This is a genomic window from Delftia sp. CH05 (genome assembly GCF_009827015.1).
Lineage (GTDB): Bacteria > Pseudomonadota > Gammaproteobacteria > Burkholderiales > Burkholderiaceae_C > Comamonas > Comamonas tsuruhatensis.
This window is the reverse complement of sequence record NZ_WUMG01000010.1, coordinates 23,721-47,657: the sequence shown is the minus strand read 5'-3', so window position 1 is coordinate 47,657 and position 23,937 is coordinate 23,721. Positions and strand designations below refer to the sequence as shown.

The 23,937-nt window shown below is 68.8% G+C and carries 25 protein-coding genes; 13 read left to right on the top strand and 12 right to left on the bottom strand.

Annotated features, from left to right (window positions below; translation table 11 throughout):
• The first annotated feature begins 23 nt into the window (after positions 1 to 23).
• Positions 24 to 929, top strand: a complete 906-nt coding sequence (locus GRX31_RS10755) for an HTH-type transcriptional regulator ArgP (RefSeq protein ID WP_017404434.1) — start codon at positions 24 to 26, stop codon at positions 927 to 929.
• Between the two features lie 31 nt (positions 930 to 960).
• On the opposite strand, the gene GRX31_RS10750 is transcribed toward GRX31_RS10755, so the two are convergent.
• Complete coding sequence (locus GRX31_RS10750) at positions 961 to 1,509, bottom strand: DUF2721 domain-containing protein (protein ID WP_016445256.1); 549 nt, start codon at positions 1,507 to 1,509, stop codon at positions 961 to 963.
• A gap of 109 nt (positions 1,510 to 1,618) precedes the next feature.
• The gene (locus GRX31_RS10745) at positions 1,619 to 2,608 is read right to left on the bottom strand and encodes a LysR family transcriptional regulator (RefSeq protein WP_070081001.1); all 990 of its coding nucleotides are present in this window, start codon (positions 2,606 to 2,608) and stop codon (positions 1,619 to 1,621) included.
• Positions 2,609 to 2,797: 189 nt separating this feature from the next.
• On the opposite strand from GRX31_RS10745, the gene GRX31_RS10740 reads away from it, so the two are divergent.
• The 3 genes from GRX31_RS10740 to GRX31_RS10730 all read left to right on the top strand — a co-directional run bounded on the left by GRX31_RS10740 (position 2,798) and on the right by GRX31_RS10730 (position 5,593).
• A complete protein-coding gene (locus tag GRX31_RS10740) occupies positions 2,798 to 3,826 on the top strand; it encodes a tripartite tricarboxylate transporter substrate binding protein BugE (protein WP_047217661.1) in 1,029 nt (342 codons plus the stop codon).
• Positions 3,823 to 5,250, top strand: a complete 1,428-nt coding sequence (locus tag GRX31_RS10735) for a M20 family metallopeptidase (RefSeq protein WP_160852585.1) — start codon at positions 3,823 to 3,825, stop codon at positions 5,248 to 5,250. The genes GRX31_RS10740 and GRX31_RS10735 overlap by 4 nt, the downstream gene beginning before the upstream one ends.
• A gap of 208 nt (positions 5,251 to 5,458) precedes the next feature.
• Entirely contained in the window at positions 5,459 to 5,593 is a 135-nt protein-coding gene (locus GRX31_RS10730) for a DUF3149 domain-containing protein (protein WP_016445252.1), read from the top strand.
• A gap of 52 nt (positions 5,594 to 5,645) precedes the next feature.
• Here the strand turns inward: GRX31_RS10730 and GRX31_RS10725 are convergent, their stop codons facing one another.
• From GRX31_RS10725 to GRX31_RS10710, 4 genes are all read right to left on the bottom strand, one after another.
• Positions 5,646 to 5,903, bottom strand: coding sequence for a SlyX family protein (locus GRX31_RS10725; protein ID WP_160852583.1), 258 nt, complete (start codon positions 5,901 to 5,903; stop codon positions 5,646 to 5,648).
• On the bottom strand, positions 5,900 to 7,096 hold the full coding sequence (locus tag GRX31_RS10720; protein WP_160852581.1) for an aminotransferase-like domain-containing protein: 1,197 nt from the start codon (positions 7,094 to 7,096) through the stop codon (positions 5,900 to 5,902). The genes GRX31_RS10725 and GRX31_RS10720 overlap by 4 nt, the downstream gene beginning before the upstream one ends.
• Before the next feature lie 179 nt (positions 7,097 to 7,275).
• Positions 7,276 to 8,262 carry a Bug family tripartite tricarboxylate transporter substrate binding protein gene (locus GRX31_RS10715; RefSeq protein ID WP_046240333.1) on the bottom strand — a complete coding sequence of 329 codons (987 nt, stop codon included), beginning with the start codon at positions 8,260 to 8,262 and terminating at the stop codon, positions 7,276 to 7,278.
• Positions 8,263 to 8,335: 73 nt separating this feature from the next.
• Positions 8,336 to 9,823, bottom strand: coding sequence for an amidase (locus GRX31_RS10710; protein WP_160852579.1), 1,488 nt, complete (start codon positions 9,821 to 9,823; stop codon positions 8,336 to 8,338).
• Positions 9,824 to 9,939: 116 nt separating this feature from the next.
• On the opposite strand from GRX31_RS10710, the gene GRX31_RS10705 reads away from it, so the two are divergent.
• Positions 9,940 to 10,848: a LysR family transcriptional regulator gene (locus GRX31_RS10705; protein ID WP_016445247.1), complete on the top strand. Its 909-nt coding sequence runs from the start codon at positions 9,940 to 9,942 to the stop codon at positions 10,846 to 10,848.
• Between the two features lie 62 nt (positions 10,849 to 10,910).
• Here GRX31_RS10705 and GRX31_RS10700 read toward each other — a convergent pair whose 3' ends face one another.
• Positions 10,911 to 11,981 (bottom strand): PDDEXK nuclease domain-containing protein, encoded by a 1,071-nt coding sequence (locus tag GRX31_RS10700; RefSeq protein WP_016445246.1) that lies wholly within the window; start codon positions 11,979 to 11,981, stop codon positions 10,911 to 10,913.
• Between the two features lie 210 nt (positions 11,982 to 12,191).
• Here GRX31_RS10700 and nth point away from each other — a divergent pair, with 210 nt between their 5' ends.
• Positions 12,192 to 12,845 carry an endonuclease III gene (gene nth / locus GRX31_RS10695; RefSeq protein WP_016445245.1) on the top strand — a complete coding sequence of 218 codons (654 nt, stop codon included), beginning with the start codon at positions 12,192 to 12,194 and terminating at the stop codon, positions 12,843 to 12,845.
• A 3-nt stretch (positions 12,846 to 12,848) separates the two neighbouring features.
• Here nth and GRX31_RS10690 read toward each other — a convergent pair whose 3' ends face one another.
• Both GRX31_RS10690 and GRX31_RS10685 read right to left on the bottom strand, forming a co-directional pair.
• On the bottom strand, positions 12,849 to 13,856 hold the full coding sequence (locus GRX31_RS10690) for a Bug family tripartite tricarboxylate transporter substrate binding protein (protein ID WP_160852577.1): 1,008 nt from the start codon (positions 13,854 to 13,856) through the stop codon (positions 12,849 to 12,851).
• A 46-nt stretch (positions 13,857 to 13,902) separates the two neighbouring features.
• A complete protein-coding gene (locus tag GRX31_RS10685; RefSeq protein WP_016453040.1) occupies positions 13,903 to 14,391 on the bottom strand; it encodes a DUF3237 domain-containing protein in 489 nt (162 codons plus the stop codon).
• 187 nt (positions 14,392 to 14,578) lie between these two features.
• Between GRX31_RS10685 and GRX31_RS10680 the strand changes: the two genes are divergently transcribed.
• A complete protein-coding gene (locus tag GRX31_RS10680) occupies positions 14,579 to 15,349 on the top strand; it encodes a helix-turn-helix transcriptional regulator (RefSeq protein ID WP_160852727.1) in 771 nt (256 codons plus the stop codon).
• 12 nt (positions 15,350 to 15,361) lie between these two features.
• On the opposite strand, the gene GRX31_RS10675 is transcribed toward GRX31_RS10680, so the two are convergent.
• Positions 15,362 to 16,369, bottom strand: coding sequence for a tripartite tricarboxylate transporter substrate binding protein (locus GRX31_RS10675; RefSeq protein ID WP_160852575.1), 1,008 nt, complete (start codon positions 16,367 to 16,369; stop codon positions 15,362 to 15,364).
• A 143-nt stretch (positions 16,370 to 16,512) separates the two neighbouring features.
• On the opposite strand from GRX31_RS10675, the gene GRX31_RS10670 reads away from it, so the two are divergent.
• Positions 16,513 to 17,418: a LysR family transcriptional regulator gene (locus GRX31_RS10670; protein WP_174538880.1), complete on the top strand. Its 906-nt coding sequence runs from the start codon at positions 16,513 to 16,515 to the stop codon at positions 17,416 to 17,418.
• Here GRX31_RS10670 and GRX31_RS10665 read toward each other — a convergent pair.
• Positions 17,394 to 18,140: a GNAT family N-acetyltransferase gene (locus tag GRX31_RS10665; protein ID WP_160852573.1), complete on the bottom strand. Its 747-nt coding sequence runs from the start codon at positions 18,138 to 18,140 to the stop codon at positions 17,394 to 17,396. The two genes, GRX31_RS10670 and GRX31_RS10665, sit on opposite strands and share 25 nt — an antisense overlap.
• 105 nt (positions 18,141 to 18,245) lie before the next feature.
• On the opposite strand from GRX31_RS10665, the gene pdxR reads away from it, so the two are divergent.
• The gene (gene pdxR, locus GRX31_RS10660; RefSeq protein WP_160852571.1) at positions 18,246 to 19,709 is read left to right on the top strand and encodes a MocR-like pyridoxine biosynthesis transcription factor PdxR; all 1,464 of its coding nucleotides are present in this window, start codon (positions 18,246 to 18,248) and stop codon (positions 19,707 to 19,709) included.
• A gap of 20 nt (positions 19,710 to 19,729) precedes the next feature.
• Here pdxR and cobT read toward each other — a convergent pair whose 3' ends face one another.
• A complete protein-coding gene (cobT, locus tag GRX31_RS10655; RefSeq protein ID WP_016445237.1) occupies positions 19,730 to 20,836 on the bottom strand; it encodes a nicotinate-nucleotide--dimethylbenzimidazole phosphoribosyltransferase in 1,107 nt (368 codons plus the stop codon).
• Here cobT and GRX31_RS10650 point away from each other — a divergent pair.
• The 4 genes from GRX31_RS10650 to GRX31_RS10630 all read left to right on the top strand — a co-directional run bounded on the left by GRX31_RS10650 (position 20,835) and on the right by GRX31_RS10630 (position 23,868).
• Complete coding sequence (locus tag GRX31_RS10650) at positions 20,835 to 21,041, top strand: hypothetical protein (protein WP_133072888.1); 207 nt, start codon at positions 20,835 to 20,837, stop codon at positions 21,039 to 21,041. The two genes, cobT and GRX31_RS10650, sit on opposite strands and share 2 nt — an antisense overlap.
• An 801-nt stretch (positions 21,042 to 21,842) precedes the next feature.
• Complete coding sequence (locus GRX31_RS10640) at positions 21,843 to 22,343, top strand: DUF7151 family protein (RefSeq protein WP_047217678.1); 501 nt, start codon at positions 21,843 to 21,845, stop codon at positions 22,341 to 22,343.
• A gap of 37 nt (positions 22,344 to 22,380) precedes the next feature.
• The gene (locus GRX31_RS10635; protein WP_160852569.1) at positions 22,381 to 23,022 is read left to right on the top strand and encodes a phage tail protein; all 642 of its coding nucleotides are present in this window, start codon (positions 22,381 to 22,383) and stop codon (positions 23,020 to 23,022) included.
• A 78-nt stretch (positions 23,023 to 23,100) separates the two neighbouring features.
• Entirely contained in the window at positions 23,101 to 23,868 is a 768-nt protein-coding gene (locus GRX31_RS10630) for a FadR/GntR family transcriptional regulator (RefSeq protein ID WP_126311813.1), read from the top strand.
• Positions 23,869 to 23,937: the final 69 nt, after the last annotated feature.

Sequence of the window (23,937 nt, the reverse complement as noted above, 5' to 3'; positions counted from 1 at the left end):
TCAATCAAATGAAGAATACCTAAATGCTCGACTACGCCGGACTCGAAGCCCTGGCAGCCGTGGTGCGCGAAGGCAGCTTCGAACGCGCGGCGCGCAAGCTGCACGTCACGCCCTCGGCCGTCTCCCAGCGCATCAAGCTGCTGGAAGAGCGCGTGGGCCAGGTGCTGGTGCTGCGCGGCCAGCCCTGTTCAGGCACGGAGGCAGGCCGCCGCCTGTGCCTGCATGTGGAGCAGGTCGCCCTGCTGGAAAACGACCTGCGCCGCAAGAACCCCGAACTGGTGCCCGAGGGCCAGACGGCCCTGCCCACGCTCAAGCTGGCCGTCAATGCCGACTCGCTGTCCACCTGGTTCATGGACGCCATGTCCGCCTTCACGCGCGACGGCAACGAGCTGCTGGACATCAGCATCGACGACCAGGACCACACGGCCAAGCGCATCCGCGAGGGCGAGGTGCTGGCCGCCGTCACGGCCACGTCCTCGGCCATTCCGGGCTGCAACACCTGGCCGCTGGGACGCATGCGCTACGTGGCGGCCGCCAGTCCCGATTTCATCCGCCGCTACCTGAAGGACGGCATCACGCCCGAGGCCATGGCACGCACGCCCATGATGAGCTACGGCCGCAAGGACAGCCTGCAGGACCAGTGGCTGCAGCGCCTGGGCGCGGAAGGCCGGCGCAGCACGCCGCGCCACTTTCTGCCGTCCAACCAGGGCTATACGCGGGCCTGCGAGCTGGGCATGGGCTGGGGCATGCACCCGCCGCTGATGATCGGCGCGCAACTGGCCGAAGGCAGCCTGGTGGAGCTGCTGCCCGGCAACGATCTGGACATTCCCATGTACTGGGCCCATGCGCGCAATGCGCAGGCCAGCCTGCAGCGGCTGACGGACTGCGTGATCCAGGCGGCAGCCGCCTGTCTTGACCCGATGGAGTGAGGGGGCGACGGCGGCGCCGTCCGCGCCCGGCTCAGGGCTGGCGGCCGGTGTCGTCTGCCGGGGTGGACGGCTCAGCCTGGGCCTGGTCGTTGCGTTCCGGCCGCTGTATGGTGCGCACGGCCGCGCGCACGCGGGTCAGGGTGTGGAAGTCCAGCAGGCTGGTGGCCATGATGGTTTCCCAGAGAAAGCAGGCCAGGGCCGAGAGAAACATCAGCACGCCGAACAGAAAGCCCAGCACCGCATAGCCATGGCCGTTGATGCCGTAGGCCTCGCCCAGGAACAGCAGGGCAATGGTCAGGCCGATGCAAAAGCCGCAGACGGTCAGCAGCCCTATGCAGACATTGGCCAGCCGGCCGCGCTTGCGCAGAAAGTGCAGCTCGGTCAGGCTGCGCGCGATGAATTCCTCCTCCTGCGGCGTGCGCAGCAGTTCCTCCAGCTTGCGCGCGCGGTCGATGATGCGGGCCAGCCGCCCGGCCACGGCGCCTATCATGCCGGCCACGGCCGTCAGGAAGAACACCGGCGCCAGCGCCAGCTGGATGCTGTGGGTGACGGTATCGGCGTCTAGCGACCAATTGATCATGCGGTCCTCTGCGTGCTTTCTGTTGTCTGGTCCGGCCGTGCTGCCGTGTTTTCGCGCGGACAGTATTGTGGCCGCAACCGGGGGCCGCAAGAAGCCATGCCGCCCGCTTTCAGCGCGCCGGGGGTGACGGCAGAACCTGCGCGCACAGCGAAAGCATCTGGTCCAGCAGGGCGGGCGCCCGGTCGCGGCGGCGGACCACGCCCAGCGGCGCCAGCCGGCCCGTCAGCTGCACGTCGAGCCGGCACACGCGCGCATGGGTCTGCAGGCCCGGCGCGATGCTCAACGGCACCAGGGCCACGGCGCCGGGCTGGCTCAACAGGCCTTCCAGTATCGGCAGGGAAACGGTGGAGACAGGAAACCAGGGCGCATCGGGCAGTGCCTGGAGCACCTCGGCCTCGAAAATCCCGCGCACGGCGATGTTGGCCGTGGGCAGCACCCAGCGCGCGCCGGTCAAGGCCTGCAGCGGCACGCCACGGCGCCCGGCCAGTGCATGCGAGCGTGCGGCCACCACCACGGCCGTGTCGGCCAGCAGCGGTTCGAAGACGAAGGGGCCGGGCAGCAGCGCCGGCTCGCGGCAGAACACCGCGTCCAGCCCGCCGCCCAGCAGCTGGGAAAGCAGCCGGGTGCTGGCGTCTTCGTGCACATCGACATGCACCTCGGGGTGCTCGGCATAGAACCGCGCCAGCAGGGGCGAAAGAATGGCCAGGGCTGCCGCCGGAATGGCGCCCAGGCGCAGCGCGGCCGCGGCGCCCCGGCGAATGGCGGCCAGCGATTCCGCCACCTCCTCCAGCGCGGCCAGCACGCCGCGCACCGTGTCCACCAGGGTCTGGCCGGCCAGCGTGGGGCGTATGCCGCGCGCATGGCGCTCGAACAGGCGGATGTCGAGCACGCGCTCCATCTCGGCCAGCGCCTGGGTGGCTGCCGACTGGCTCATGTGCAGCGTGGCGGCGGCCTGCACCACCGAGCCGCATTGCTGCAGCGCCACCAGCAGCTGCAGCTGGCGCAGGCGCACATGCTTGGTCAGGCGCGAGAACAGCAGCCGGCCCTGGGGCGTGGCCGCATCGTCCAGGCCTTCGCGGTCGTCAAAATCGTGGCTCATGGGAATCTCGGTGTTTTCCCCAGGCAGGCCCTGGCGCGCCACAGGCGGCGAAGGGCAAGCTATCGGAACGGCTTATAGCTTGGCACAAATACCGTGGCCCACGCGGGCGGCAGGATTTCTATAGTCGCCTGCATCGGGAGCCGGCACGGCCCAGGCTGCGGCTCCCTCCCCGTCGATGGAGTCCATGCCATGCAAGCCAAGCCCCTCTTACAGCCTCTCTCTCACCTGCCGCGCCGCACCCTGCTTTCCCTGGGCGCGGGCCTTTGCGCCGCGCTGTGCGGCCTTACCCTGGCCCGCACGGCCCATGCGGCCGACGCCTATCCGAGCAAGCCCGTCAAGCTCATCGTGCCCTTTGCGGCCGGCGGCTCCACCGACATCGTCGCGCGCGTGATCGCCGAAGGCCTGCGCAGCACGCTGGGCCAGCCCGTGGTGGTGGACAACAAGGCCGGCGCGGGTGGCCTGATCGGTACCGAAAGCATTGCCCAGGCGGCGCCAGACGGATACACCATCGGCATGGCCACGGTGAGCACGGCCACCATCAACCCTTCGCTGTATACGCGCGCCGCCAGGCTGGAAGGCAGGCTCCTGCCCGTGGCCAACCTGGTGACCATGCCATCGGTCTACATGGTCCATCCCAAGATGGGCGTCAAGGATTTCGCGGGGTTCCTGGCCAGGCTGCGCGCCCAGCCCGGCGCCTACAGTGCGGGCGTGCCGGGCCTGGGCACGCTGGGCCATCTGATGGTGGCGTCCTTCAACGAGACCATGAAGACCCAGATCCAGATCGTGCCCTATCGCGGCAACGGCCCGGCGCTCAACGACGCCCTGGCGGGCATGGTGCAGGTGATGACCGATCAGTTGCCTTCGGCCATGCCCCAGATCAAGGGCGGCAAGCTCATCCCCGTGGCACTGTCGGGCGACAGCCGCTCGCCCGATCTGCCCGATGTACCCACCTTCAAGGAGCTGGGCTATGCGCAGCTCAACGAGCTGGGGATCAGCTGGTTCGGCCTGGTCGTGCCGGCCGGCACGCCGCCCGCCATCGTCCGGCAGTTGCAGGAAGCGTCCACGAAGGCCGTGCGCCTGCCCGAGGTGCAAAAGCACCTGAAGCTGCTGGGCGCATCGGTCACCGAGATGGACCAGAGCCGCTTCCCGGCCCAGATCGCCAGCGAACTGCAGCGCAACAAGGCGCTGCTGGACAAGGCAGGAGTGAAGCCGGAATGAGCGCGGTCGATCATCTCCAGGATTTCTTCCAGCAGCAGTCCGCGCGCATGGCGGCCCTGGCCGACAGCATCTGGTCGCTGGCCGAGCTGCGCTATGCCGAGACGGCTTCGGCCCAGCTGCACATCGATGCGCTGGAGCAGGCCGGGTTTCGCATCACACGCGCCCTGGCCGGCATTCCCACCGCCTTTCTGGCCGAATGGGGCGACGAGGGCCCGGTGCTGGCGTTCCTGGGCGAGTACGACGCACTGTCGGGCCTGAACCAGCAAAGCGGCGCCCTGGTCTGCACGCCGTCCACCGACAGCCCGGGCCTGGCCGGCCACGGCTGCGGCCACCACCTGCTGGGCACCTCGGCACATTTCGCGGCCATCGCGCTGCAGGAGCACCTGCGCCGCAGCGGCGCCAAGGCGCGCGTGCGCTACTACGGCTGCCCTGCCGAAGAAGGCGGATCGGGCAAGACCTTCATGGCGCGCGCCGGGGTCTTCGACGATGTGGACACGGCGCTGACCTGGCACCCGGCCAGCTTCTCCGGCGTGTTCAGCCAGAGCACGCTGGCCAATATCCAGGCGAAGTTCGTCTTCCACGGCAAGGCCTCGCATGCCGCGCACTCCCCCCACCTGGGCCGCAGCGCGCTCGACGCCGTGGAGCTGATGAACGTGGGCGTGAACTACCTGCGCGAGCACATGCCCACCGATGCGCGCGTGCACTACGCCATCACCGACTCGGGCGGCCTGTCGCCCAACGTGGTGCAGGCGCGCGCCGAGGTGCTGTACCTGGTGAGGGCCGCGCGCAACCACGAGGCGGCCGCACTGTACGAGCGCGTGCAGAACGTGGCGCGCGGCGCAGCGCTGATGACGGATTGCCGGCTGGAGATCGTCTTCGACAAGGCCTGCTCCAACCTGCTGCAGAACCGCACGCTGAACCAGGTCATGTACGAACAGATGCAGGCCCTGGGCCCGCTGCGCGTGGACCCCGGCCTGCATCGCCTGGCCGGAGACTTCCAGGCCACGCTGGACAGCAACGACGTAGACCAGGTCAGCCGCCCGCTGGCCAGCGTGCTGCGCGGCAAGGTGCCGGCCGTGTTCGAGGGCCTGGCGCCCTACGATCCCGCTGTGGAGGGCACCCTGTTCGGCTCCACCGACGTGGCCGATGTGAGCTGGATCACGCCCACCGTCCAGGCCTGGGTGGCCTGCTACGCCTTCGGCACGCCGCTGCACTCCTGGCAGATGGTCTCGCAAGGCCAGTCCGGCCTGGCCCACGCCGGCATGGTGCGCGCCGCCCAGGTGATGGCCGCCACCGCCATCGCCCTGCTGCAGCGGCCCGAGCGCATGGCCGAGGCCAAGGCGGAGCTGCTCGAGCGCCGCGGCGGCAGGCCCTATGCCTGCCCGATTCCTGCGGAGGTGCCCTTGCCGTTCATGCGGGGGTGATGGGCTTGGCTCGCCCTGGATGATCGACTCCTACCCCATGCCCAGTTCCCGGGCTTGCCCGGGCTTGCAGGGGCTTGCCCCTTTGCGCTGCCGCAAACCCGCCCCGCCGCCGCGTTGACCCATCACAAGCCCTCCACGCCATGCCACGGCGATAGTCGGATCGGGACCCCACCGATACCTACAAACCACAGGAGGACTTGTGAAGCTGATGATCGATCTCTTTTCCACCGACTACGGGCTGATGAGCCTGGGCGTCATCGTCTTCATCCTGATCATGGCGGGCTTTTTCCTGCGCCTGTTCCTGGGCAAGATGAAGCACGTGGCCAACAAGCCGCTTGAATGAAAAGATGCCCAGGCAGGGCCTGGCCTGGGCATTCGCATGCAGCCCTGCGCACTCAATAGTGCGGGGGCAGCTCGTCGCGCAGATGGGTCGCATCGCCGGCAGGCCCGCCCTCCGGCACCCGTCGGCGCAGGTCGCGCAGCTCGTCCAGGAGCCGGTCGATCTGCTGCTGCTGGCGGTAGATGGTCAGGTTCAGTTGCTCCAGCAGGTCGTCGGTGTAGCTGGCCTTGATCTCCAGCTCCATCACGCGCGCCTGCAGGGCCTGGGCCTCGTCGCGTTCGCCGCTGCGCTCGTTGTCCCCAGCCACGCTCACGCCTTGAGCGCCTGGGCCAGGCGGGCGATGCCTTCGCGGATCTTGTCCTCGTCGGCCGTGGCGAACGAGAGGCGGAAGCTGGTGGCATCGGGGTTTTGCGCGAAGAACGGCGCGCCCGGCACAAAGGCCACGCCCTGGGCGATGGCCCGCTTGGCCAGCTCGCCGGCATCGGCCAGCGCGCCGCCCTTGCCGGTCAGGCGCACCCACAGGAACAGGCCGCCCTGGGGCTGCAGGAATTCCACGGCATCGCCGAGGTGCTCGCGCAGCGCATCGCCCATGGCCTTGGCGCGGCGCGCATAGACCTCGCGCACATGGGCCAGCGTGGCGGGCATGGCGCCGGACTTCAGGTACTGCGCGGCCGTGGCCTGGGCAAAGGTGCTGGTGTGGGCGTCGCTGAACTGCTTGCACATCACGGCGCGGGCCAGCAGCTCGGGCGGGGCCACCAGCCAGCCGATGCGCAGGCCGGGGCTGAGCACCTTGCTCAGCGAGCCGCAGTGCGCCAGCCAATCGCGGCTGCCGGGCACCTGGCTGGACAGGGCCAGCAGGCTGGGAGGTGGCGCCTCGCCAAAATACAGGTCGCCGTAGGGATCGTCTTCCACCACCAGGGTCTGGTACTTGACGGCCAGCTCCAGCACCTTCTTGCGGCGATCCAGGCTCAGCATGGCGCCGCTGGGATTGCCGAAGGTGGGAATCAGGTAGACCAGCTTGGGGCGGTGCTCGGCAATGAGCTTTTCCAGCGCATCGACCTGGGCGCCTTCGGCATCGATGGGCGCGCTGATGACTTGCGCGCCGTACAGGCGAAAGCACTGGATGGTGGCCAGGAAGGTCGGGCCTTCCACGATGACCTTGTCGCCGGGGTTGATCATGGTCTTGCCCAGCAGGTCCAGCGCCTGCTGGCTGCCCGTGGTGACCACCAGCTGCTCGGGGGCCAGCTCACGCACGCCCTTGCCGGCCATGAAGGCGGCGATCTGCTCGCGCAGCGGCTGGTAGCCCTCGGTGGCGCCGTACTGCAGCGCGGCGCCCGGCTCCTGCTGCAGCGCTGCCTGGGAGGCGGCGCTGATGCCGGCCACGTCGAACATGGCGCTGTCCGGGAAACCACCCGCGAAGCTGATGATGCCGGGCTTGCCCAGCAGCTTGAACAGCTCGCGGATGGCGGAGGTTTCTACGTTGTTCAGACGGTCGGCGAATTGCATGGGCAGGATTCTCGTTGTCGATGCGATGAAAAGGCGAAGCCTGCATTGTCGCCAATCCTGCCGCAGCTTTCCTGCACGATTAGAAGTCCCCTGAGTCGCTTCGCGCCTTCCCGTTGCACGGCGCCCCCCAAGGGGGACGACGCCATCTCTGCCCCCTCTCTCCCGGAAGGCAGCTGCGTTCAATCCACCTTGATGTCGGCCCTGGCGGCCACGGCGCGCATCTGCGGCAGTTCGCGCTCGATGCGCTCCTGCAGCGCGCTGCCCGGACCCCATGCGGGCGACAGGCCGATGTCCACCAGCTTCTTCTTCATGGCCGGCTCGGCCATGGTGTCAGCCAGCGCCTTTTCCAGCTTCTTCTGGATGGGAGCGGGCAGGCCGGCCGGGGCGAGGAAGGCAAACCAGGTGTCCATGGCAAAGCCGGGGTAGCCGCTTTCGGCCACGGTGGGCACCTGGGGCAGCAGGGCCAGGCGCTGCGGGCCCAGGGCTGCGATGGGACGGATCTTGCCGGCCTTGATCAGCGGCGTGGTGGCCACCACCGTGTCCACGGCCACCTGCACCTGGCCGCCCATCAGCGCGGTCAGGCTGGGCGAGCTGCCGTTGAAGGGCACATGCACCATGCGCATGCCCGTGGCGGTCTTGAGCATTTCGCCACCGAAGTGCACCGACGACCCCGTGCCGAAGGAGCCGTAGGACAGCTTGTCCGGATCGGCCTTGGCCAGGGCCACGAGTTCAGGCAGGGTGCGTGCAGGCGTTTCGTTGTGCGCCACCAGCACCAGCCCCATGTCGGCCACCAAGCCCAGCGGCGTGAAGCTGCGCAGCGGATCGTAGGGCAGCGGGTTGCGGATCACGGGGTTCAGCGTCAGCGTGGTGCTGGCGCCCAGCAGCAGCGTGTAGCCATCGGGCGGCGCCTTGGCCACCAGCGCGCCCGCCACCACGGTGCCCGCGCCGGGACGGTTTTCCACCACCACGGGCTGGCCCAGGCGCTCTCCCAGCGATGTGGCCAGCAGGCGGCCCAGGATGTCGGTGGCGCCGCCGGGCGCAAAGGGCACGACCAGCTTGATCGGGCGATCCGGGTAGGACTGGGCCTGGGCATGCGCCAAGGGCAAGGCAAGCGTAGCGGCGCCGGCCATCAGGCACGACAGAAAACGGGAACGGGACAAGGCCATGGCACGGATCTCCTGGGGAACGAGGGAACGGGAACCTGGGAACAGCTCAATGCGGCAATTCAGTCGTCAGTCTTCAGTCGAGCAGCGGGCTGCGCACGCGCGACAAGCCGCTGGCCTGGTCATAGGCATGGCCGATCTGCAGCACGGCCAGGTCGGCCTGCGCCGGGCCGATGATCTGCAGCCCGGCAGGCAAGCCCTGCGGCCCGAAGCCCGCAGGCGCGGCCAGGGCCGGAAGGCCGGCCATGGTGGCAGGCACCACGGTCTGCATCCAGCGGTGGTAGGTGTCCATCTCGCGGCCGTCCACGGCGTGAGGCCAGTCCAGCGCTGCGTCGAAGGGAAAGACCTGGGCGGAAGGCAGCACCAGAAAGTCGTAGCTGTCGAACAGGCGGCGCAATGTTTCATACCAGGCCGAGCGCACGCGCGCCGCGTCATAGACGGCCATGGCCGGCAGCGCCAGGCCGCGCTCGATTTCCCAGACGGCCTCGGGCTTGAGCAGGGCGCGTTTGGCCGGATCGTTGTACAAGGCGGCGTTGGCGCCGGCCACGCTGAAGCTGCGCAGGTCGATCCAGGCGCGCCACAGGCGCTCGAAATCGAACTGCGGCACGGCCTCCTCCACCGTGCAGCCTGCGGCCGTGAAATGCCGCAGCGCCGCCCGGCAGGTCTGCAGCAGGCCAGGCTCGGTGGGCAGGTGCCCGCCCAGGTCCCCCAGCCAGCCGATGCGCAGGCCCTTGCAGTCGCGCTGCAGCTGTGCGGTCCAGTCTTTGGGCGGCTCGCTGCGGCGGGTCAGCGGCAGGCGCGCATCAAAGCCTGCCTGCACGGACAGCAGCAGGGCCAGGTCGGGGATGTCGCGCGCCATGGGGCCGGCGACGCTGAACTGCTGGAAGAACACCTCTTCCGAGGGGCCATGCGGCACGCAGCCCACCGAGGTGCGCAGTCCGTAGACATGGTTGAAGGCGGCCGGCGTGCGCAGCGAGCCCATCATGTCCGAGCCATCGGCCACGGGCAGCATGCGCAGCGCCACGGCCACGCCCGCCCCGCCGCTGCTGCCGCCTGCCGATCGCGAAGGATCGAAGGCATTGCGCGTGGTCCCGTAGACCGGGTTGTAGGTATGCCCGCCCAGGCCGAACTCGGGCGAATTGCTGCGTGCCACGAAGAGCGCACCGCCTGCGCGCATGCGCTCGAACACCACGCAATCGGCCTGCGAAAGCTGGTTCGCGAAGATCGGCGATCCCTTGGTCGTGACCATGCCTGCGGCCGGCATGATGTCCTTGGGCGCCTGCGGAAAGCCGTGCAGCGGCCCCAGGCTCTGGCCGCGCGCCAGCAGCGTATCCAGCTCGCGGGAGCGGCCGCGCAGCCAGTCCCGGTCCAGCGGAGCCACCAGCGCGTTGACCACGGGGTTGAGCCGGTCGATCTGGGCGCAGTAGGCATCCAGCACTTCCAGGCAGGACAGCTCGCGGCCGTGGATGGCCTTGGACAGCGCGACGGCCGACATCTCCACCACGGCACCGCCCCCGGTGGCCAGACCCGGCTGCAGCGCAGCGGCGCTTGCGCTTGACTCCATGGATTTCCTCGTTTTTGTGACAGAACGAAGTCAGCATAAGCAGGCGCAAATATTTCGACAATCGCCATTTTCTCGGCTTATCGTTGCGTTTTCCGCAAACCATAAATGGGAGCCACATGCTTTCCAACCGCCTTCAGGACACGGCCCTGCGCTACTTTCTCGAAGTGGTGCGCAGCGGCTCGGTCAGCGATGCCGCCGCGCGGCTCAACGTCTCGCCCTCGGCCGTGAGCCGCCAGGTCGCCGGTCTGGAAGAGATGCTGGGCGTGCCGCTGTTCGAGCGCCGCCCGCGCGGCATGGCGCCCAGCCCGGCAGGCGAGCTGCTGGCCGCCCACGCGCGCCGCGGTGCGCTGGAGGCCGACCGCGTGGTCTCGGATATCGAGGCCCTGCAGGGCCTGCGCCGGGGCGTGGTGCGCGTGTGCAGCTCGGGCGGCTTTGCCATCGAATTCCTGCCGCGCGCCATGGCGCTGTTTCGTGAACAGTACCCGGGCATGCAGTTCCACCTGCGCGTGGAAGCACCTGCCGCCGTGACCCAGGCCGTGCTGGGCGGCGAGGCCGATGTCGGCCTGACCTACAGCCGTGCGGCGGCACGCGATATCGAGGTCTGGCACCGCCAGGTCTCGCCCGTGGTCGCCATCATGCGGCCCGACCACGCACTGGCCCGGCATGCCAGCATCACCCTGGCCCAGATGCATCCCCATGCCATTGCCCTGCCCGAGGACGCCAACACCGCGCGCCAGCTGTTCGACATTGCCTGCAGCCACCGGCGCCTGGTGTTCGAGCCTGCCCTGGTCAGCGGCCAGTTCGAGACCCTGGTGCACTTCGTGCTGCATGGCGGCGGCCTGTCATTGGGTGGTGAGGTCACCATGCGCGAGCGTGTGCGCCGTGGCGAACTGCATGCGGTGCCCATACGCGAACGCGGCATGAATGCACGCGCCATCGAGCTGCAGACGCTGGCAGGCCGCACGCTGTCCAAGGGAGTGCGGGCCTTCGTGGAGCATCTGCGGGAGCTGCTGCCTCCCGGGTAAGAAGACGAAGTAGAAGAAGCAGAGAAAGACGGAAGGGATGGACTGCAGGCCAGCGCCCGTGCTCAGCCCTGCCCGACTTCCAGGTGGCACTGTGCCCAGTGCCACTGCGCCCGGCGCGTGGCCTCCCGCAGCCGCTGGGCCAGCACATGGCGAGCAGGCAGGCCGGGCAGATACTCGGCCATCTGGACGCCGCCGCGGCCCAGCTCCAGCAGCTCGATCTGCTCCGAGCTGTTGCCCGAGCACAGCATGATGCCCAGCGGCGCATCCTCGCCCGGCTCATGCTCATGCCGATCCAGCCAGCGCAGGTAGTGCTCCATCCGATCCTTGTCCTCGGCCGCGAATTCGCCCACCTTCAGCTCCACCGCCACCAGCCGCCGCAGCCTGCGGTGGTAGAACAGCAGGTCAAGCTGGAAATCCTGGTCATCCATCTGCATGTGCCTTTGTCGCGCCACCAGGCTGAAGCCCATGCCCGACTTCAGGAAAAAGGCTTCCATCTCGCGGATGACGGCCGCCTGCAGGTCGCCCTCCTGCCAGGCATCGTGCAGCCCCAGGAAGTCGAGGATGTAGGGGTCTCGCATGAACAGCGCTGGCGACATGCGCTCGGTGGCTCGCTGCGTGGGCTCCTGCGCGACCAGCGTGTCCGCATCGAAGGACAGCACGGTGCGCTCGTACAGCCGGGAATCGATGCGGCTGCGCAGCGTGCGGGCGCTCCAGCGCTCAATGCTCGCCATGCTGGCGTAGTACTCGCGCTGCAGGGCGTCCTTGAGCGGAATCAGCGCGATGAAATGCGCCCAGCTCAACTGCCGCGTGGGCGAGATGACCAGGGGCTCATCAGGAAAGGTGGTGGAGAACTGCACCATGCGCCACAGGTTCTTTTCCGAGAAACTGCCGCCATAGCCCTGGACCAGATGCCCGGCCAGGGAGGGCAGGACCTTGTCGCTGCAGCCGGCCTGCCGCACCTCGGATTCGCAGTCATGGATGTGCTGGCCGATATGCCAGTACAGCAGGGTCATTTCGCTGTTGATGGTGGAAGCCACCCGAAGCCGCGCGGCCTCGATCAGGTCGCGGACATCACCCAGCAGGGTCTGCGCCGCCGCGATCGCGGGAGAAACGGATATCTTGCGAGTGGCCATGCGGTCGCCCCCTCCTGGTGGCGTGTTGTCTGTATGTGTGGTGTCGGCGGAATCGATCCGGCCCACTATTGCCATGCGGCCCCAGCACGTCAACGCCGCAACGGCATAACCAGACGATCTGGCCCTCGCAGACATCAAAAACCAGAACAGTCCTAGAAATCACACTTGCACGACAATGCTCGCCACATCGATGGACACGCGCTTCCCACAATGAAAACCACCAGCATCGAACCCTTCTTCGCCACACTCAAGGCCGCCAACCCCTCGCCCCAGACCGAGCTGGAATACACCAACGTGTTCGAGCTGCTGTCTGCCGTGCTGCTCTCGGCCCAGGCCACGGACGTGGGCGTGAACAAGGCCACGCGCAAGCTGTTTCCCGTGGCCAATACGCCCCAGGCCATCCTGGACCTGGGACTTGAAGGGCTGGAGGGCTACATCAAGACCATCGGCCTGTACCGCAGCAAGGCCAAACACCTGATGCAGACCTGCCAGATCCTGGTCGAGCGCCACGGCGGCCAGGTGCCGCGCACGCGCGAGGAACTGGAAGCCCTGCCCGGGGTGGGCCGCAAGACGGCCAACGTGGTGCTCAACGTCGCCTTTGGCCAGCCCACCATGGCCGTGGACACGCACATCTTCCGCGTGGGCAACCGCACGGGCCTGGCGCCGGGCAAGACGCCGCTGGCGGTGGAAATGCAGCTCATGAAGCGCGTGCCGCCGGCCTATGCCGTGGACTCGCACCATTGGCTCATCCTGCTGGGCCGCTATGTCTGCCAGGCCCGCAAGCCGCGCTGCTGGGAGTGCGTGGTGGCGCCGTACTGCGACTACTCGCCCAAGACGCCTGCGCCGGCTGCGGGCAAGCGCTGAGCTTCAATCGGCCTTGAAGCCCGTGGCCGCCACGGCCTTGCCCCAGGTGACAGTGTCGGCGCGCATGATGCGGGCGAGTTCGCCGCCCGTGGTGCCCGTCACGCGGAAACCGGCCTCTTCCAGCCGGCTGCGGCTGTCGGGCTGCTGCAGGGCGCGCACGATGTCGGCCTGCAGCCTGGCCACGATCTCGGGCGGTGTCTTGGCGGGCGCGACCACGCCGAACCAGGAATTGAACTCCAGCGACGGATAGCCCTGCTCCCGGATGGTCGGCAGATCGGGCATGGACTGGGTGCGCGTGGCGCCCGTGCTGCCCAGGGCCGTGAGCTTGCCGGCCTTGACCTGGGGCGCGGCCAGGGCCGCCGTGGCAAAGACGGCCTGCACGTCGCCGCTGAACAGGCCGCCCAGGGCATCGTTGGTGTTCTTGTAGTGCACGGGCTCGGGCTTGAGCTGCACGGCATTGCCGAACATGAAGGCGCCGAAGTGGCCTGGCGTGCCGGCGCCGAAGGTGGCGATGAACAGCTCCTTGCGCTGGCGCGCCCAGGCCACGAAATCGGGCACATTGCGGGCCGGCACTTTCTGCGGATTGACCAGCAGCACGAAGTCGGAGGTGACGACCTGGCTGACGGGCGCAAAGTCCTTTTGCGGATCGTAGGGCAGGCGCTGGTAGGTGTTGGGCGCAATGCTGAGCTGGCCGGTCTCGCCCAGCATCAGCGTGTAGCCGTCAGGCACGGCGCGTGCCGCCTCGCTGGCGGCGATGAGGCCGCCAGCGCCCGGCTTGTTGTCCACGACCACGCCCAGGTTGTCCCATTGCTCGGACAGCTTTTGCGCAAGCAGGCGTGCCACGATGTCCGGCCCCGTTCCCGCAGGAAAGCCGACGAGCAGGCGCACGGGCTTGCTCGGAAAAGCAGGCTGGGCGCTGGCCGCGGCCCAGGGAGCCAGGCCGGTGGCCAGCACAGCGGCAAGAGTGCAGGCCACGGCGGCGCGGCGCGCCTTGGATGCAGGGTTGTTCATGTGTTGTGTCTCCTGTGTTGTAGGTATCGAAGCGGGGAAGGCCCCCTCAGAGCAGTTCGTGAAAGCGCATCTGCACGCGATCGGGATGGCGCGCGCCGGTGCCGAAGAACAGGCGCTCGTTGATCCAGGCCAGCGCACGGCTGGCCGTCTCCATGCGGGGCGCGCAGCGGAAGTAGATATGTGCAGGGTCCACGGGCTCGCCACGTGCCAGCTTGGCCATGTGCGCCGGGTCGCCGCTGCGCAGGGCCTGGTTGCAGACATAGATCAGGTCGCCGGCATCGGTCTCCAGCACATAGCGCGCGTCGAGTTCGGCCAGCCCGCCGTGCACGATGCGCTGGAAGTCCGCGCCTCCGGGCAGCACGCGCGCGCTCCAGCCGTCGCCCCGGGCCGTGCCGCCCAGGATGGGGATCAGCCGGCGCCCGCCGTGCGCCGTGGCACCGACCTCCTGCGGCGGGCCCACCTGCACGCTCAGGTCGGCGAAGAAGCGAAAGCGCGGATCGGGCAAGGCCGCAAGCTGCGGCACGTCATCTGGCATGGTTCTGGGGCTCCGGTGAATGGGATCGGGACCTAGCATAAGCACCATTGCCCGGGCAGGCCGTCATCCCGGAAGATGACAGCGCCCTGCCTGCCCCTGCCATCCCTTGAGACACTGGACCTGCCCCTCCCCCGCCCTTGACGCCAGCGCCTTGCCCGGCCAGGCGTCCAGCCATGCGCTGGGCCAGATGGTGTCCAGCCTGGGTGGGCCGGGCTTCGCCCTGCAGGTGCTGCAGGCCATGAACGCGCTGCTGCCTGTCGCCTCCTGGTCGGTCTACCGCACGGGGCAGCGCAGCCGGCCGCAGCTGTTCCTGTCGGCCAGCAGCGAGGCGCGCGACACCACACGCGAGTGCTGGCGCGCCTATCTCTCAGGCCCCCATCTGCGCGACAGCACGTGGAAGCACGGCGGCACAGCGCCGGCACGCAGCACGGCGCTGTGCCACATCACGGCCCAGGAGGTGGAAGGCGAGCACCGCGCCCTGGTCTACGACGCGCACGGCATGGCCGAGCGCGTATCCATCGTCGAGCACCAGGACGACGGCGGTGTGTTTGCCGTCAACTTCTACCGCCACCAGCACCAGAGGGCGCTGGGCGATGCGCAGATCGGCTGCTTCGAGAGCATGGCGCCCGTGCTGCTGGCCCTGGCGCACAAGCACATTGCGCTGACGCAGGCGCAGCCCGCCGTGGCTGCGGCATCGGCGTCCCCAGCCCTCCAGCCCAGACAGCGCCAGACATTGCCCGCCCTGCGCATGCGCCTGCTGCAGGCACAGCCCGGCCTTACGCCGCGCGAACTCGATGTCTGCGCCCGTTTGCTGCAGGGCATGACGCATGAGGGCATTGCCTGCGACCTGTGCCTGAGCCTGCCCACCGTCAAGACCTACCGCAACCGCGCCTTTGCACGGCTGGGCATCCACTTTCGCAGCGAGCTGTTCGCGCTGGCCATGGAGCCGCAGGGCTGAAAGGGCCGGGGCTCAGTCCAGCGAGGCGCCGGAGTCCTTCACAATGCGCGCCCACTTGGCGATGTCCTCGCGCAGCAGGGCCGCCATCTGGGCGGGTGGCACGGGCCTGTCCGCCGGCCCGGCCAGCTCCACGCCCGAGGCTTCGAGCTTGCCGCGCAGATCGCCGGCCGCCAGCGCGCGGGCCATGCCGTCCTGCAACTGCGCCAGCACCGGCGCGGGCACGCCTTCAGGAGCAAACAGCCCTACCCACAGCGTGCCGTTGTAGCCGGGCACCGTTTCGCCAATGGTGGGTACATCAGGCAGCAGCGGCGATCGCGCCGCGCCGCTCACGGCCAGCGCGCGCAGCCGGCCGGCCTGGATATGGGGCAGCGTTGACGGCAGGCTGCCGAACAGCAGCGGTACCTGCCCGCCCAGCACATCGTTGAGCGCGGGCGCCACGCCCTTGTAGGGCACATGCTGCAGCTGGATGCCCGCCATGCTGTTGAGCATCTCGCCCAGCAGATGGTTGAGCGTGCCGTTGCCGGCCGAGGCATAGCGGAACTCGTCGGGCCGGCCCCGGGCCATGGAGATCAGCTCGGGCACGGATTTGGCCGCAAAGCCGGGATGGGCCAGCAGCACATTGGGCACGGAGCCGATCAGGCCGATGGGCCGGAAGTCCTTCACCGGATCGAAACCCGGTTTGCGGTACAGCGCGGGGTTGATGGCCTGGCTGCTGCTGATGGTCATCAGCAGGGTATGTCCGTCGCGCGGCGCCTTGGCCACGGCCTGGGTGCCGATGTTGCCGCCCGCACCGGGCCGGTTCTCGACCACCACGCTGGCGCCCAGCACCTCGGCCAGCTTCTGGCTGACCAGCCGGCCCACGATGTCGTTGGTGCCGCCCGGCGCCTGCGGGACGATCATCACGATGGGCCGCGCGGGCCAGGCCTGGGCATGGGCCAGCAGGGGCAAGGCGAGTGCGGCGGCCACCAGGCTTCGGCGGCGCAAAAGGCTCGACGGCAGGGGAAAGGAAGAATCCGGCATGGTCATGTCTCCATTTGTTCTTGTCGCAAGCCCGCATGGTTGCCCGTGCCGGGCCAGCGCACAATCGCGCATTTCCTGACCCGGCCTTCGAAATTGACAAAGCCTTGACCCCGCCCATGCCCTCTTCGCCCTTCATGCCCCTCATGCATTTCGACCTGACGGATCTGCGCCTGTTCGTGCATGCCGCCGAACTGGGCAGCCTCACGCGCGCCTCGCAAAGGCAGCACCTGTCCCTGGCCGCAGCCAGCCTGCGTATCAAGGCGCTGGAGGAGCAGGCGGGCATGCCCCTGCTGTACCGCGAGGCGCGAGGCGTGCGGCCCACGCCGGCCGGCGAAGCCTTCCTGCACCACGCGCGCGGCATGCTGCTGCAGTCCGAGCAGCTGCGCCACGACCTGCAGGAGTACGGCGCCGGCCTGCGCGGCCATGTGCGGGTGTTTGCCAACACCACGGCCGTGACCGATTTCCTGCCCGAGATACTGCCGGCCTTTCTTGCCGACCACCCGCGCGTGAATGTGGACCTGCAGGAGCGGCCCAACGCCGAGATCGCGCGCGGCGTGCTCGATGGCCGGGCCGACCTGGGCATCGTGGCCGGCCAGGTGGACACGCTGGGCCTGCAGACCATCCACTTCAGCACCGACCGGCTGGTGCTGGCCACGCCGCGCGGCCACCGATTTGCGCGGCGCAAGCGCATTGCGTTTGCCGAGACGCTGGACGAGGACGCCATCGGCATGCAGCAGGGCAGCACGCTGCAGACATTTCTGGCAGGTGTGACCGAGCGCCTGGGCAAGCCCATGAAGCTGCGCATACAGCTGTCCAGCTTCGACGCCATGTGCCGCATGATCGGCGCCGGCGTGGGAATCGGCATCGTTCCCGAGAGCGCCGCACGGCGCAACAGCGACAGCATGCGGCTGGCACTGATCGAGCTGACCGATGCCTGGAGCGTGCGCGAGCGCCGCATCCTCGTGCGCGACCAGGGCCGGCTGCCGCGCCATGCGCAGGCCCTGATCGAGGTGCTGCAGGCCTACTACGCCACGCCGGCAGGCTCCTGAGCCGGCTGCGCTCCCGGCTCCATCAGGCTGGACAGCGAAAGAACCTGCCCGCCGCCCGCATCGAAGTTGGCCGGCTCCAGCCAGCGCTGGTAGGCCGCGCGCAGCGCCGGCCATTCGCTGTCGATGATGGAGAACCAGGCCGTGTCGCGGCTGCGGCCCTTGTAGACCACGGCCTGGCGGAACACCCCCTCGAACCGGAAGCCCAGGCGCGCCGCTGCGGCACGCGACGGCGCATTCAGGCTGTCGCACTTCCACTCGTAGCGGCGGTAGCCCAGCTCGTCGAAGGCGCGCTGCATCAGCAGGAACTGCGCCTCGGTGGCCGCACGCGTGCGCTTGAGCTGGCGCGAGTAGCAGACAAAGCCCACTTCCATCACGCCGCTGGCCGTGTCCACGCGCATCAGCGCCAGCGAGCCGATGGCACGGCCCGTGGCCAGGTCGATGACGGCGTGGTGCAGCGGGTCATCGCTGGCCTGGGCGGCCTCGGCAAAGCGCAGATAGGCCTGGGCATCCGCGAAGGGGCCTACCGACATGTATGTCCAGTCGCTGGCGTCCGGCGCCTGGCTGAAGGCATCGAACAGATCGGCTGCATGGCGCGCGGCGGACAGCGGCTCCAGCCGGCAGTAGCGGCCTTGCATGGGCGTGCGCGGCGGGCGCTGGCGCGGGGTCCAGTTGGGAAGGTCGTGGCCTACGGGTTGGGAGTGGGCGTTGAGTGCGGGGGGCATGGGAGATTCCTGGTCAGGTCATTTGGCAGGGCCACGATAGCGCCCGCGTGGCATCATTGAAAGCGCCATATCCCCCTTATTTCATGGTGCCACGCTCTCCATTGCATGCACGCCCCCGACCTGCTGACCAGTCCCTTGCAATCCGGCCCTGGAGCGGCTCCCCGCCAGCACCAGCTGATCCAGCGCCTGAAGCAGGCCATCCTGGCGGGCCGGCTGCCGGCCGGTGACCGCCTGCCGGCCTCGCGCTCGCTGGCGGAGGATCTGGGAGTCTCGCGCAACACCGTGCTCATCGCCTACGAGCAACTGGCGGCCGAAGGCTATGTGGTCGCCGACCGGCAGGGCACGCGCGTGGCGGCTGTGTCCACCCATTCCATGGCAGCCGCCGAGGCCGCCGCCCCGCCCCCCTGCGCACCCCGCACGGCACGGCGCCTGGACCGCATCGCGCCCACACGCCACGCCTTGGACCGCAGCCTGCCCCTGACGCCGGGCACGCCCGCCCTGGACAGGTTCCCCCTGCCCGCCTGGCGCCGATCGCAGGACCGCGCATTGCGCCTTCCCGCCAGCGCCACGCTGGACTATGGCGACCCTGCGGGCGAGCCCGCACTGCGCCAGGCCATTGCGCAGCACCTGCGCATCTCGCGCGGCGTGCGCTGCGATGCCTCGCGCATCATCGTCACCGAAGGCGCCCAGGGTGCGCTGGACCTGTGCGTGCAACTGCTCACCAACCCGGGTGACCATGCCTGGCTGGAGGAGCCCGGCTACCGGGGCGCCAAGTCGGCCTTTGCGGGGGGAGACCTGTGCGTCAGCACACTGCGCGTGGATGCCGATGGCGCAGCCATCGCCCCCGGCCTGTGGGACAGCCATCCTCCACGGCTGATCCAGATCACGCCCTCGCACCAATATCCCACGGGCGCCGTGCTGTCGGTGGCGCGCCGGCTGGACTTGCTGGAGCGCGCGCGCCGCGCGGGGGCCTGGATCATCGAGGACGACTACGACAGCGAATTCCGCCACCAGGGCACGCCCATCGCCGCCATGCAGGGCCAGGTGCCGGACGCGCCCGTGCTCTATGTGGGCACCTTCAGCAAGACCATGTTCCCGGCACTGCGCCTGGGCTTTGTGGTGCTGCCGCAGGCCCTGGCCACCAGCGCGGCATCCGCCGTGCAGGAGATGCTGCGCGGCGGCCACCGCCTGGAGCAGCTGGCCATGGCGGACTTCATGGACAGCGGTCAGTTCTCGCGCCACCTGGGCCGCATGCGGCGCCTGTACCGCGAGCGCCAGGTAGCCCTGCGCGAGGCACTGGCCACGCAACTGGGCGTGGAGCATGAGGTACTGGGTGGCCACGGCGGCCTGCATTTGACCGTGCGGCTGCCGCCGGACCTGTCCGACCGCGCCATCGTGGAGCAGGCGCGCCGCGCCGGCATGAACCCGGGCGCCCTGTCGTCCTTCGCCCTGGCACCGCTGCCCCAGGACAACGGCCTGGTGATCGGCTATGGCAACACCGATGCCGCGCGCTTCGGCGCGCTGGTCAGGCGGCTGGGCAAGCTGGCGGCAGCTGCGTTACCGCGCTAGCCGCGCCGCGGCTCCAGCGGCTATGCCTGTTCCGAGCGCGTGCTCACCCCGGCCTGCGCAAAGCTGGCCATCTCGCCCAGCATGGCGCAGGCCGACACCAGCAGCGGCCAGGCCAGGGCCGCGCCCGAGCCTTCGCCCAGGCGCAGTTGCCAGTCCAGCAGCGGCTCGGCACCCAGGTGGGCCAGCATGCGCACATGGCCGGGCTCGCCCGAGCGGTGCGAGAAAACGCAGCGCTCCAGCACGGCCGGCTGCAGGCGGCTGGCCACCAGCACGGCGGCCGTGGTGATGAAGCCATCGACCACGATGACGCGCCGCTCGGCGGCGGCCTGCAGCACGGCGCCCACCATGGTGGCAACCTCGAAGCCGCCCATGGCCGCCAGCGCGTCCAGTGGTTCCGTGGCCTGCGCGTGCAGCTGCAGCACCTCCTGCAGCACCCCGATCTTGCGCGCCAGCCCGGCTGCATCCAGGCCGGTGCCCGCACCCGTGACCTCGGCCAAGGGCTCGCCGCACAGCCGCGCCAGCAGCAAGGATGCGCTGGAGGTATTGCCAATGCCCATCTCGCCCAGCAGCAGCGCATTGCCCGGCAACTGGCGCACCAGGGCCGCGCCGTTGCGCAGGGCCATGGCGCATTCGGTGGCCGTCATGGCCGGGCCCTGGCTGCAGTCGCGCGTGCCGTAGCCCAGCTTGCGGCGCCACAGGCGCGGCTGGCCGGGCTGGGGAAGCTTGTCGTCAGGGTCCTGCTCGCGCGCGGGAAAGTCGCGTGCCACGCCGCAGTCCACCACGTTCAGCGCCAGCCCATGCTGGCGCGCCAGCACGCTGACGGCGGCGCCGCCGGCCATGAAGTTCTCGACCATCTGCCAGGTCACATCCACCGGATAGGCCGACACGCCACGCGCCGCCAGCCCGTGGTCGGCCGCAAACACCAGCATCTGCGGCTGCTGCAGCACCGGCCTGTCCTGACCCAGGATGCAGGCAATGCGCAGCGCCAGCTGCTCCAGCCGCCCCAGCGCGCCCAGCGGCTTGGTCTTGTGGTCTATGGCGTGCTGCACGCGCTGGGTGAAGGCGGCATCGGCCAGCGAGGCGATGGCGGGCACGGCGGCCGCAGAGTCGGTAGTGGGGGTTCGCATGGAAAAAGGGCTCGGCCCGGTAAGGCAGATGGCAAAAGCGCAAGTATCGCGCGCCGCGCAGGCCCGCAAGAATCCTGCAGACGCGGCTTGCAACAGCAGCAAACCTGCATTGCGCCCATGCAAGCAGCAACGGACCATTGCCAGGCTGCACTGGAAAACCACAGTCCTGGCAAATAGTCAATTTCAATTTACCAAGTTTCAGTGATTTTGCAAAAATCCACAATTTCGCAGAATCGGTACCAATCCAGCCACCTTACCCATTACCTTGCCCTGGACCTGCGCAACATCAGGCCAGGTCACCTCGCACACCCGGACAGCCCTGGCAGCGCCGCCAAGTACCGCGCCCCTGCCGGAGGCCTAGCCGACAGGAGCCATCCGTCAAATGCCTTCCCCTCTTTTTGTCCGTCGGCCACTGCCCCCCACTTCGGCCGGTCCGGTGGCCCTTGCCACCACCGCCGTCCTCGCCCTGCTTACCGGTCCTGCCGGGGCGGCGGACATCAGCCTCACGCCCCCCGCGGGTGGCGGCGTGATCATCTACTCCACACCCAACACCCCGGCGCTGCGCGTACAGCCCACGGGAGAGGTGCAACTGCCCGGGCTGCCAGGCACACCCGCCACATCCACCAGCCACGTATGCCATGACGCCAGCGGCAGTCTGGGCCGTTGCGATCCCGCCTCCACGCAGGGCGCGCAAGGACCCAGAGGCGACGCAGGCCCTACCGGCGCTACAGGACCGGCAGGTGCTACCGGCGCCACAGGCCCCGCCGGTGCCACAGGCTCTGTGGGGCCCACCGGCGCCACAGGGCTTGCCGGAGTAACGGGGCCGGCAGGCGCTGCCGGAGCCACGGGCTCCGTCGGTGCCACCGGACCGGCCGGCGCTACGGGAGCCACGGGCGCTACCGGCCCTGCCGGTGCCACCGGACCTGCCGGCACTACAGGCGCGGCAGGCGCGCCAGGTAGCCCGGGAGCGGTCGGCGCGGCGGGCACCGATGGCCGGGAATCCCTGATGGTGACCCAGGTAGAAGCTGCTGGCGCCACCTGCGCCACGGGCGGTCAGCGCATCAGCCAGGGCCTGGATACCAACCGCAACGGCGTACTGGATGCAGCAGAGATCACCAGCACCAGCTATGTATGCAACGGCCTCCAAGGCTCGGTGGGCCCGCAGGGTCCCATGGGACCGACGGGCATGGGTGGTGTCACAGGTCTGGCCGAAGTGCGCCACGGCTGCGTTGCACCCGATCCGGGCGACGCCACCAAGGCCGTTATCCGCAGTGGTGCAGGCTATGCAGCAGCACGCAATGGCGCGAGCGGCCCCTTCACGATCGCCTTCAACCCCGCCGTAGCCCCGGGCAGCTACACCCTGCTGCTGGACAGTCGCACCAACAAGGGCCGGGCCGTGGCCATCGCGGCAACGGGGGACCCCGTTGCCGGCATCGCTCTGGCGCCTGGCTGGGTGGACCCGGAGAAAGAGACGCTGGATCGCATCTGCTTCATGCTCGCCCGTTGATACAAGCTACGCCCCTATAGCCTCCCAGGATTCCGCCATGTCCCAGAACTCAACCTCTTTGCCGCGCAAAACCGCTCTCGCGCTGGCCGTCACGCTGTCAGCGTCCTTCATGCCTTCAGCCCACGCAGGATCAGAATCTTACGTCGGTGAACTTTTTCTCTTCGCGGGCAACTTCTGCCCTCGAAGCACGTTGCCGGCCGCAGGCCAGACGCTCGCAATCAGCCAAAATACCCCTTTGTTCTCGCTACTTGGCACGACGTATGGAGGCGACGGCCAGATCACCTTCAGACTCCCCGATCTGCAAGGACGTGTTCCCGTGGGCACAGGCAGCGGCCCGGGGCTGTACCCCACCAGCCTGGGCCAGATCGGCGGCACTGAGACCCAGACGCTGACGCAGACCCAGATGCCCGCGCATACGCACGCGGCCGTTGTCACCTCAAGCGTTCCCGCCAGTACCCAGGAAGCGACCCATGCCACACCCGCTCCCGGCAGAATGCTGGCCCAGGCGCAGAATGCAGGCATCTATCGGGAAACTGCGACAGCCGACGTGACTCTTGGCAATTCAGCGAACGTCAGCGTAGGAGTTGCAGGGGGCAGTCAGCCTTTTTCCATACGCGACCCCTACCTGAGTATGCAGTGGTGCATTGTGGTGGACGGGATCTATCCACCCCGGCCTTGACTGCCGGGCGCGAGGGCCTGAGTGCCGCACCGTTCTGAGACAATCACTGCCACACGTGTCTCCCCAGCCCCCACCTCCATGACGGTTTCCTTCTCTGCCATCCAGCCCGGTCTCAAGCTTGCGGACCAGGTTGCCCGGCAGCTGGAGGCGCGCATCCGCGCCGGCAACCTGCAGCCGGGGCAGAAGCTGCCGACCGAGGCCGAGCTCGTGCAGCAGCTCGAGGTCAGCCGCACCGTCGTGCGCGAGGCGGTGTCCCAGCTCAAGTCGCGCAACCTGGTGGAATCGCGCCAGGGCAGCGGCGTGTTCGTGAAGGCGGCAGGCATAGAGCCACTGGACTTCGAAGGCCTGCCGGCGGCTGGCAGGAATGCGCTGATCCAGATCACCGAGGTGCGCCGCGCACTGGAGACCGAGGTGGCCGAACTCGCGGCGCGCCGGCGCAGCGAAGAGGATATGCAGCGCATCCACGATGCGGAGAGCGCCCTGGCCGAGGCCGTGCGGCTGGGCCGTGACGGCGTGGAGGAAGACATGGCGTTTCACCGCGCCATTGCCCAGGCCTCGGGCAACCCGTTCCTGATCAGCACGCTGGACTACCTGTCGCAGTTCCTGCGCGGTGCCATGCGCATCACGCGCGCCAACGAGGCGCGGCGCGAGGACTTCGGCAAGGCCGTGGAACGCGAGCACCACAGCATCGTGCTGGCCATCGAGGCCGGCGACCCCAAGGCCGCGCGCAAGGCCGCCGCCACGCACATGGGCAACGCCATAGACCGCATCCACCGCGCCGACGCCAGCTTCTGGCAGCAGGACGGCGAACGCCTGGCCCGCGACATCCTGGCCGCCAAGCCCTGAACCTCCGAAACCACCCCTTGGCGCATGGCCAAGGGTTTTCACCTTGTTTGGGTTTTTGCGCAAAATTTG

Bases quoted from the DNA above. Each gene is read 5' to 3' on its own strand.
- pdxR (WP_160852571.1), top strand. From the start codon at position 18,246: ATGCACGCCCCCGACCTGCTGACCAGTCCCTTGCAATCCGGCCCTGGA.
- cobT (WP_016445237.1), bottom strand. From the start codon at position 20,836: ATGCGAACCCCCACTACCGACTCTGCGGCCGCCGTGCCCGCCATCGCC.
- GRX31_RS10755 (WP_017404434.1), top strand. From the start codon at position 24: ATGCTCGACTACGCCGGACTCGAAGCCCTGGCAGCCGTGGTGCGCGAA.
- GRX31_RS10640 (WP_047217678.1), top strand. From the start codon at position 21,843: ATGGTGACCCAGGTAGAAGCTGCTGGCGCCACCTGCGCCACGGGCGGT.
- GRX31_RS10745 (WP_070081001.1), bottom strand. From the start codon at position 2,608: ATGAGCCACGATTTTGACGACCGCGAAGGCCTGGACGATGCGGCCACG.
- GRX31_RS10630 (WP_126311813.1), top strand. From the start codon at position 23,101: ATGACGGTTTCCTTCTCTGCCATCCAGCCCGGTCTCAAGCTTGCGGAC.
- GRX31_RS10720 (WP_160852581.1), bottom strand. From the start codon at position 7,096: ATGCAATTCGCCGACCGTCTGAACAACGTAGAAACCTCCGCCATCCGC.
- nth (WP_016445245.1), top strand. From the start codon at position 12,192: ATGAAAACCACCAGCATCGAACCCTTCTTCGCCACACTCAAGGCCGCC.
- GRX31_RS10680 (WP_160852727.1), top strand. From the start codon at position 14,579: ATGGTGTCCAGCCTGGGTGGGCCGGGCTTCGCCCTGCAGGTGCTGCAG.
- GRX31_RS10650 (WP_133072888.1), top strand. From the start codon at position 20,835: ATGGAAAAAGGGCTCGGCCCGGTAAGGCAGATGGCAAAAGCGCAAGTA.
- GRX31_RS10710 (WP_160852579.1), bottom strand. From the start codon at position 9,823: ATGGAGTCAAGCGCAAGCGCCGCTGCGCTGCAGCCGGGTCTGGCCACC.
- GRX31_RS10690 (WP_160852577.1), bottom strand. From the start codon at position 13,856: ATGAACAACCCTGCATCCAAGGCGCGCCGCGCCGCCGTGGCCTGCACT.
- GRX31_RS10685 (WP_016453040.1), bottom strand. From the start codon at position 14,391: ATGCCAGATGACGTGCCGCAGCTTGCGGCCTTGCCCGATCCGCGCTTT.
- GRX31_RS10675 (WP_160852575.1), bottom strand. From the start codon at position 16,369: ATGCCGGATTCTTCCTTTCCCCTGCCGTCGAGCCTTTTGCGCCGCCGA.
- GRX31_RS10750 (WP_016445256.1), bottom strand. From the start codon at position 1,509: ATGATCAATTGGTCGCTAGACGCCGATACCGTCACCCACAGCATCCAG.
- GRX31_RS10715 (WP_046240333.1), bottom strand. From the start codon at position 8,262: ATGGCCTTGTCCCGTTCCCGTTTTCTGTCGTGCCTGATGGCCGGCGCC.
- GRX31_RS10635 (WP_160852569.1), top strand. From the start codon at position 22,381: ATGTCCCAGAACTCAACCTCTTTGCCGCGCAAAACCGCTCTCGCGCTG.
- GRX31_RS10740 (WP_047217661.1), top strand. From the start codon at position 2,798: ATGCAAGCCAAGCCCCTCTTACAGCCTCTCTCTCACCTGCCGCGCCGC.
- GRX31_RS10670 (WP_174538880.1), top strand. From the start codon at position 16,513: ATGCATTTCGACCTGACGGATCTGCGCCTGTTCGTGCATGCCGCCGAA.
- GRX31_RS10735 (WP_160852585.1), top strand. From the start codon at position 3,823: ATGAGCGCGGTCGATCATCTCCAGGATTTCTTCCAGCAGCAGTCCGCG.
- GRX31_RS10700 (WP_016445246.1), bottom strand. From the start codon at position 11,981: ATGGCCACTCGCAAGATATCCGTTTCTCCCGCGATCGCGGCGGCGCAG.
- GRX31_RS10705 (WP_016445247.1), top strand. From the start codon at position 9,940: ATGCTTTCCAACCGCCTTCAGGACACGGCCCTGCGCTACTTTCTCGAA.
- GRX31_RS10730 (WP_016445252.1), top strand. From the start codon at position 5,459: ATGATCGATCTCTTTTCCACCGACTACGGGCTGATGAGCCTGGGCGTC.
- GRX31_RS10665 (WP_160852573.1), bottom strand. From the start codon at position 18,140: ATGCCCCCCGCACTCAACGCCCACTCCCAACCCGTAGGCCACGACCTT.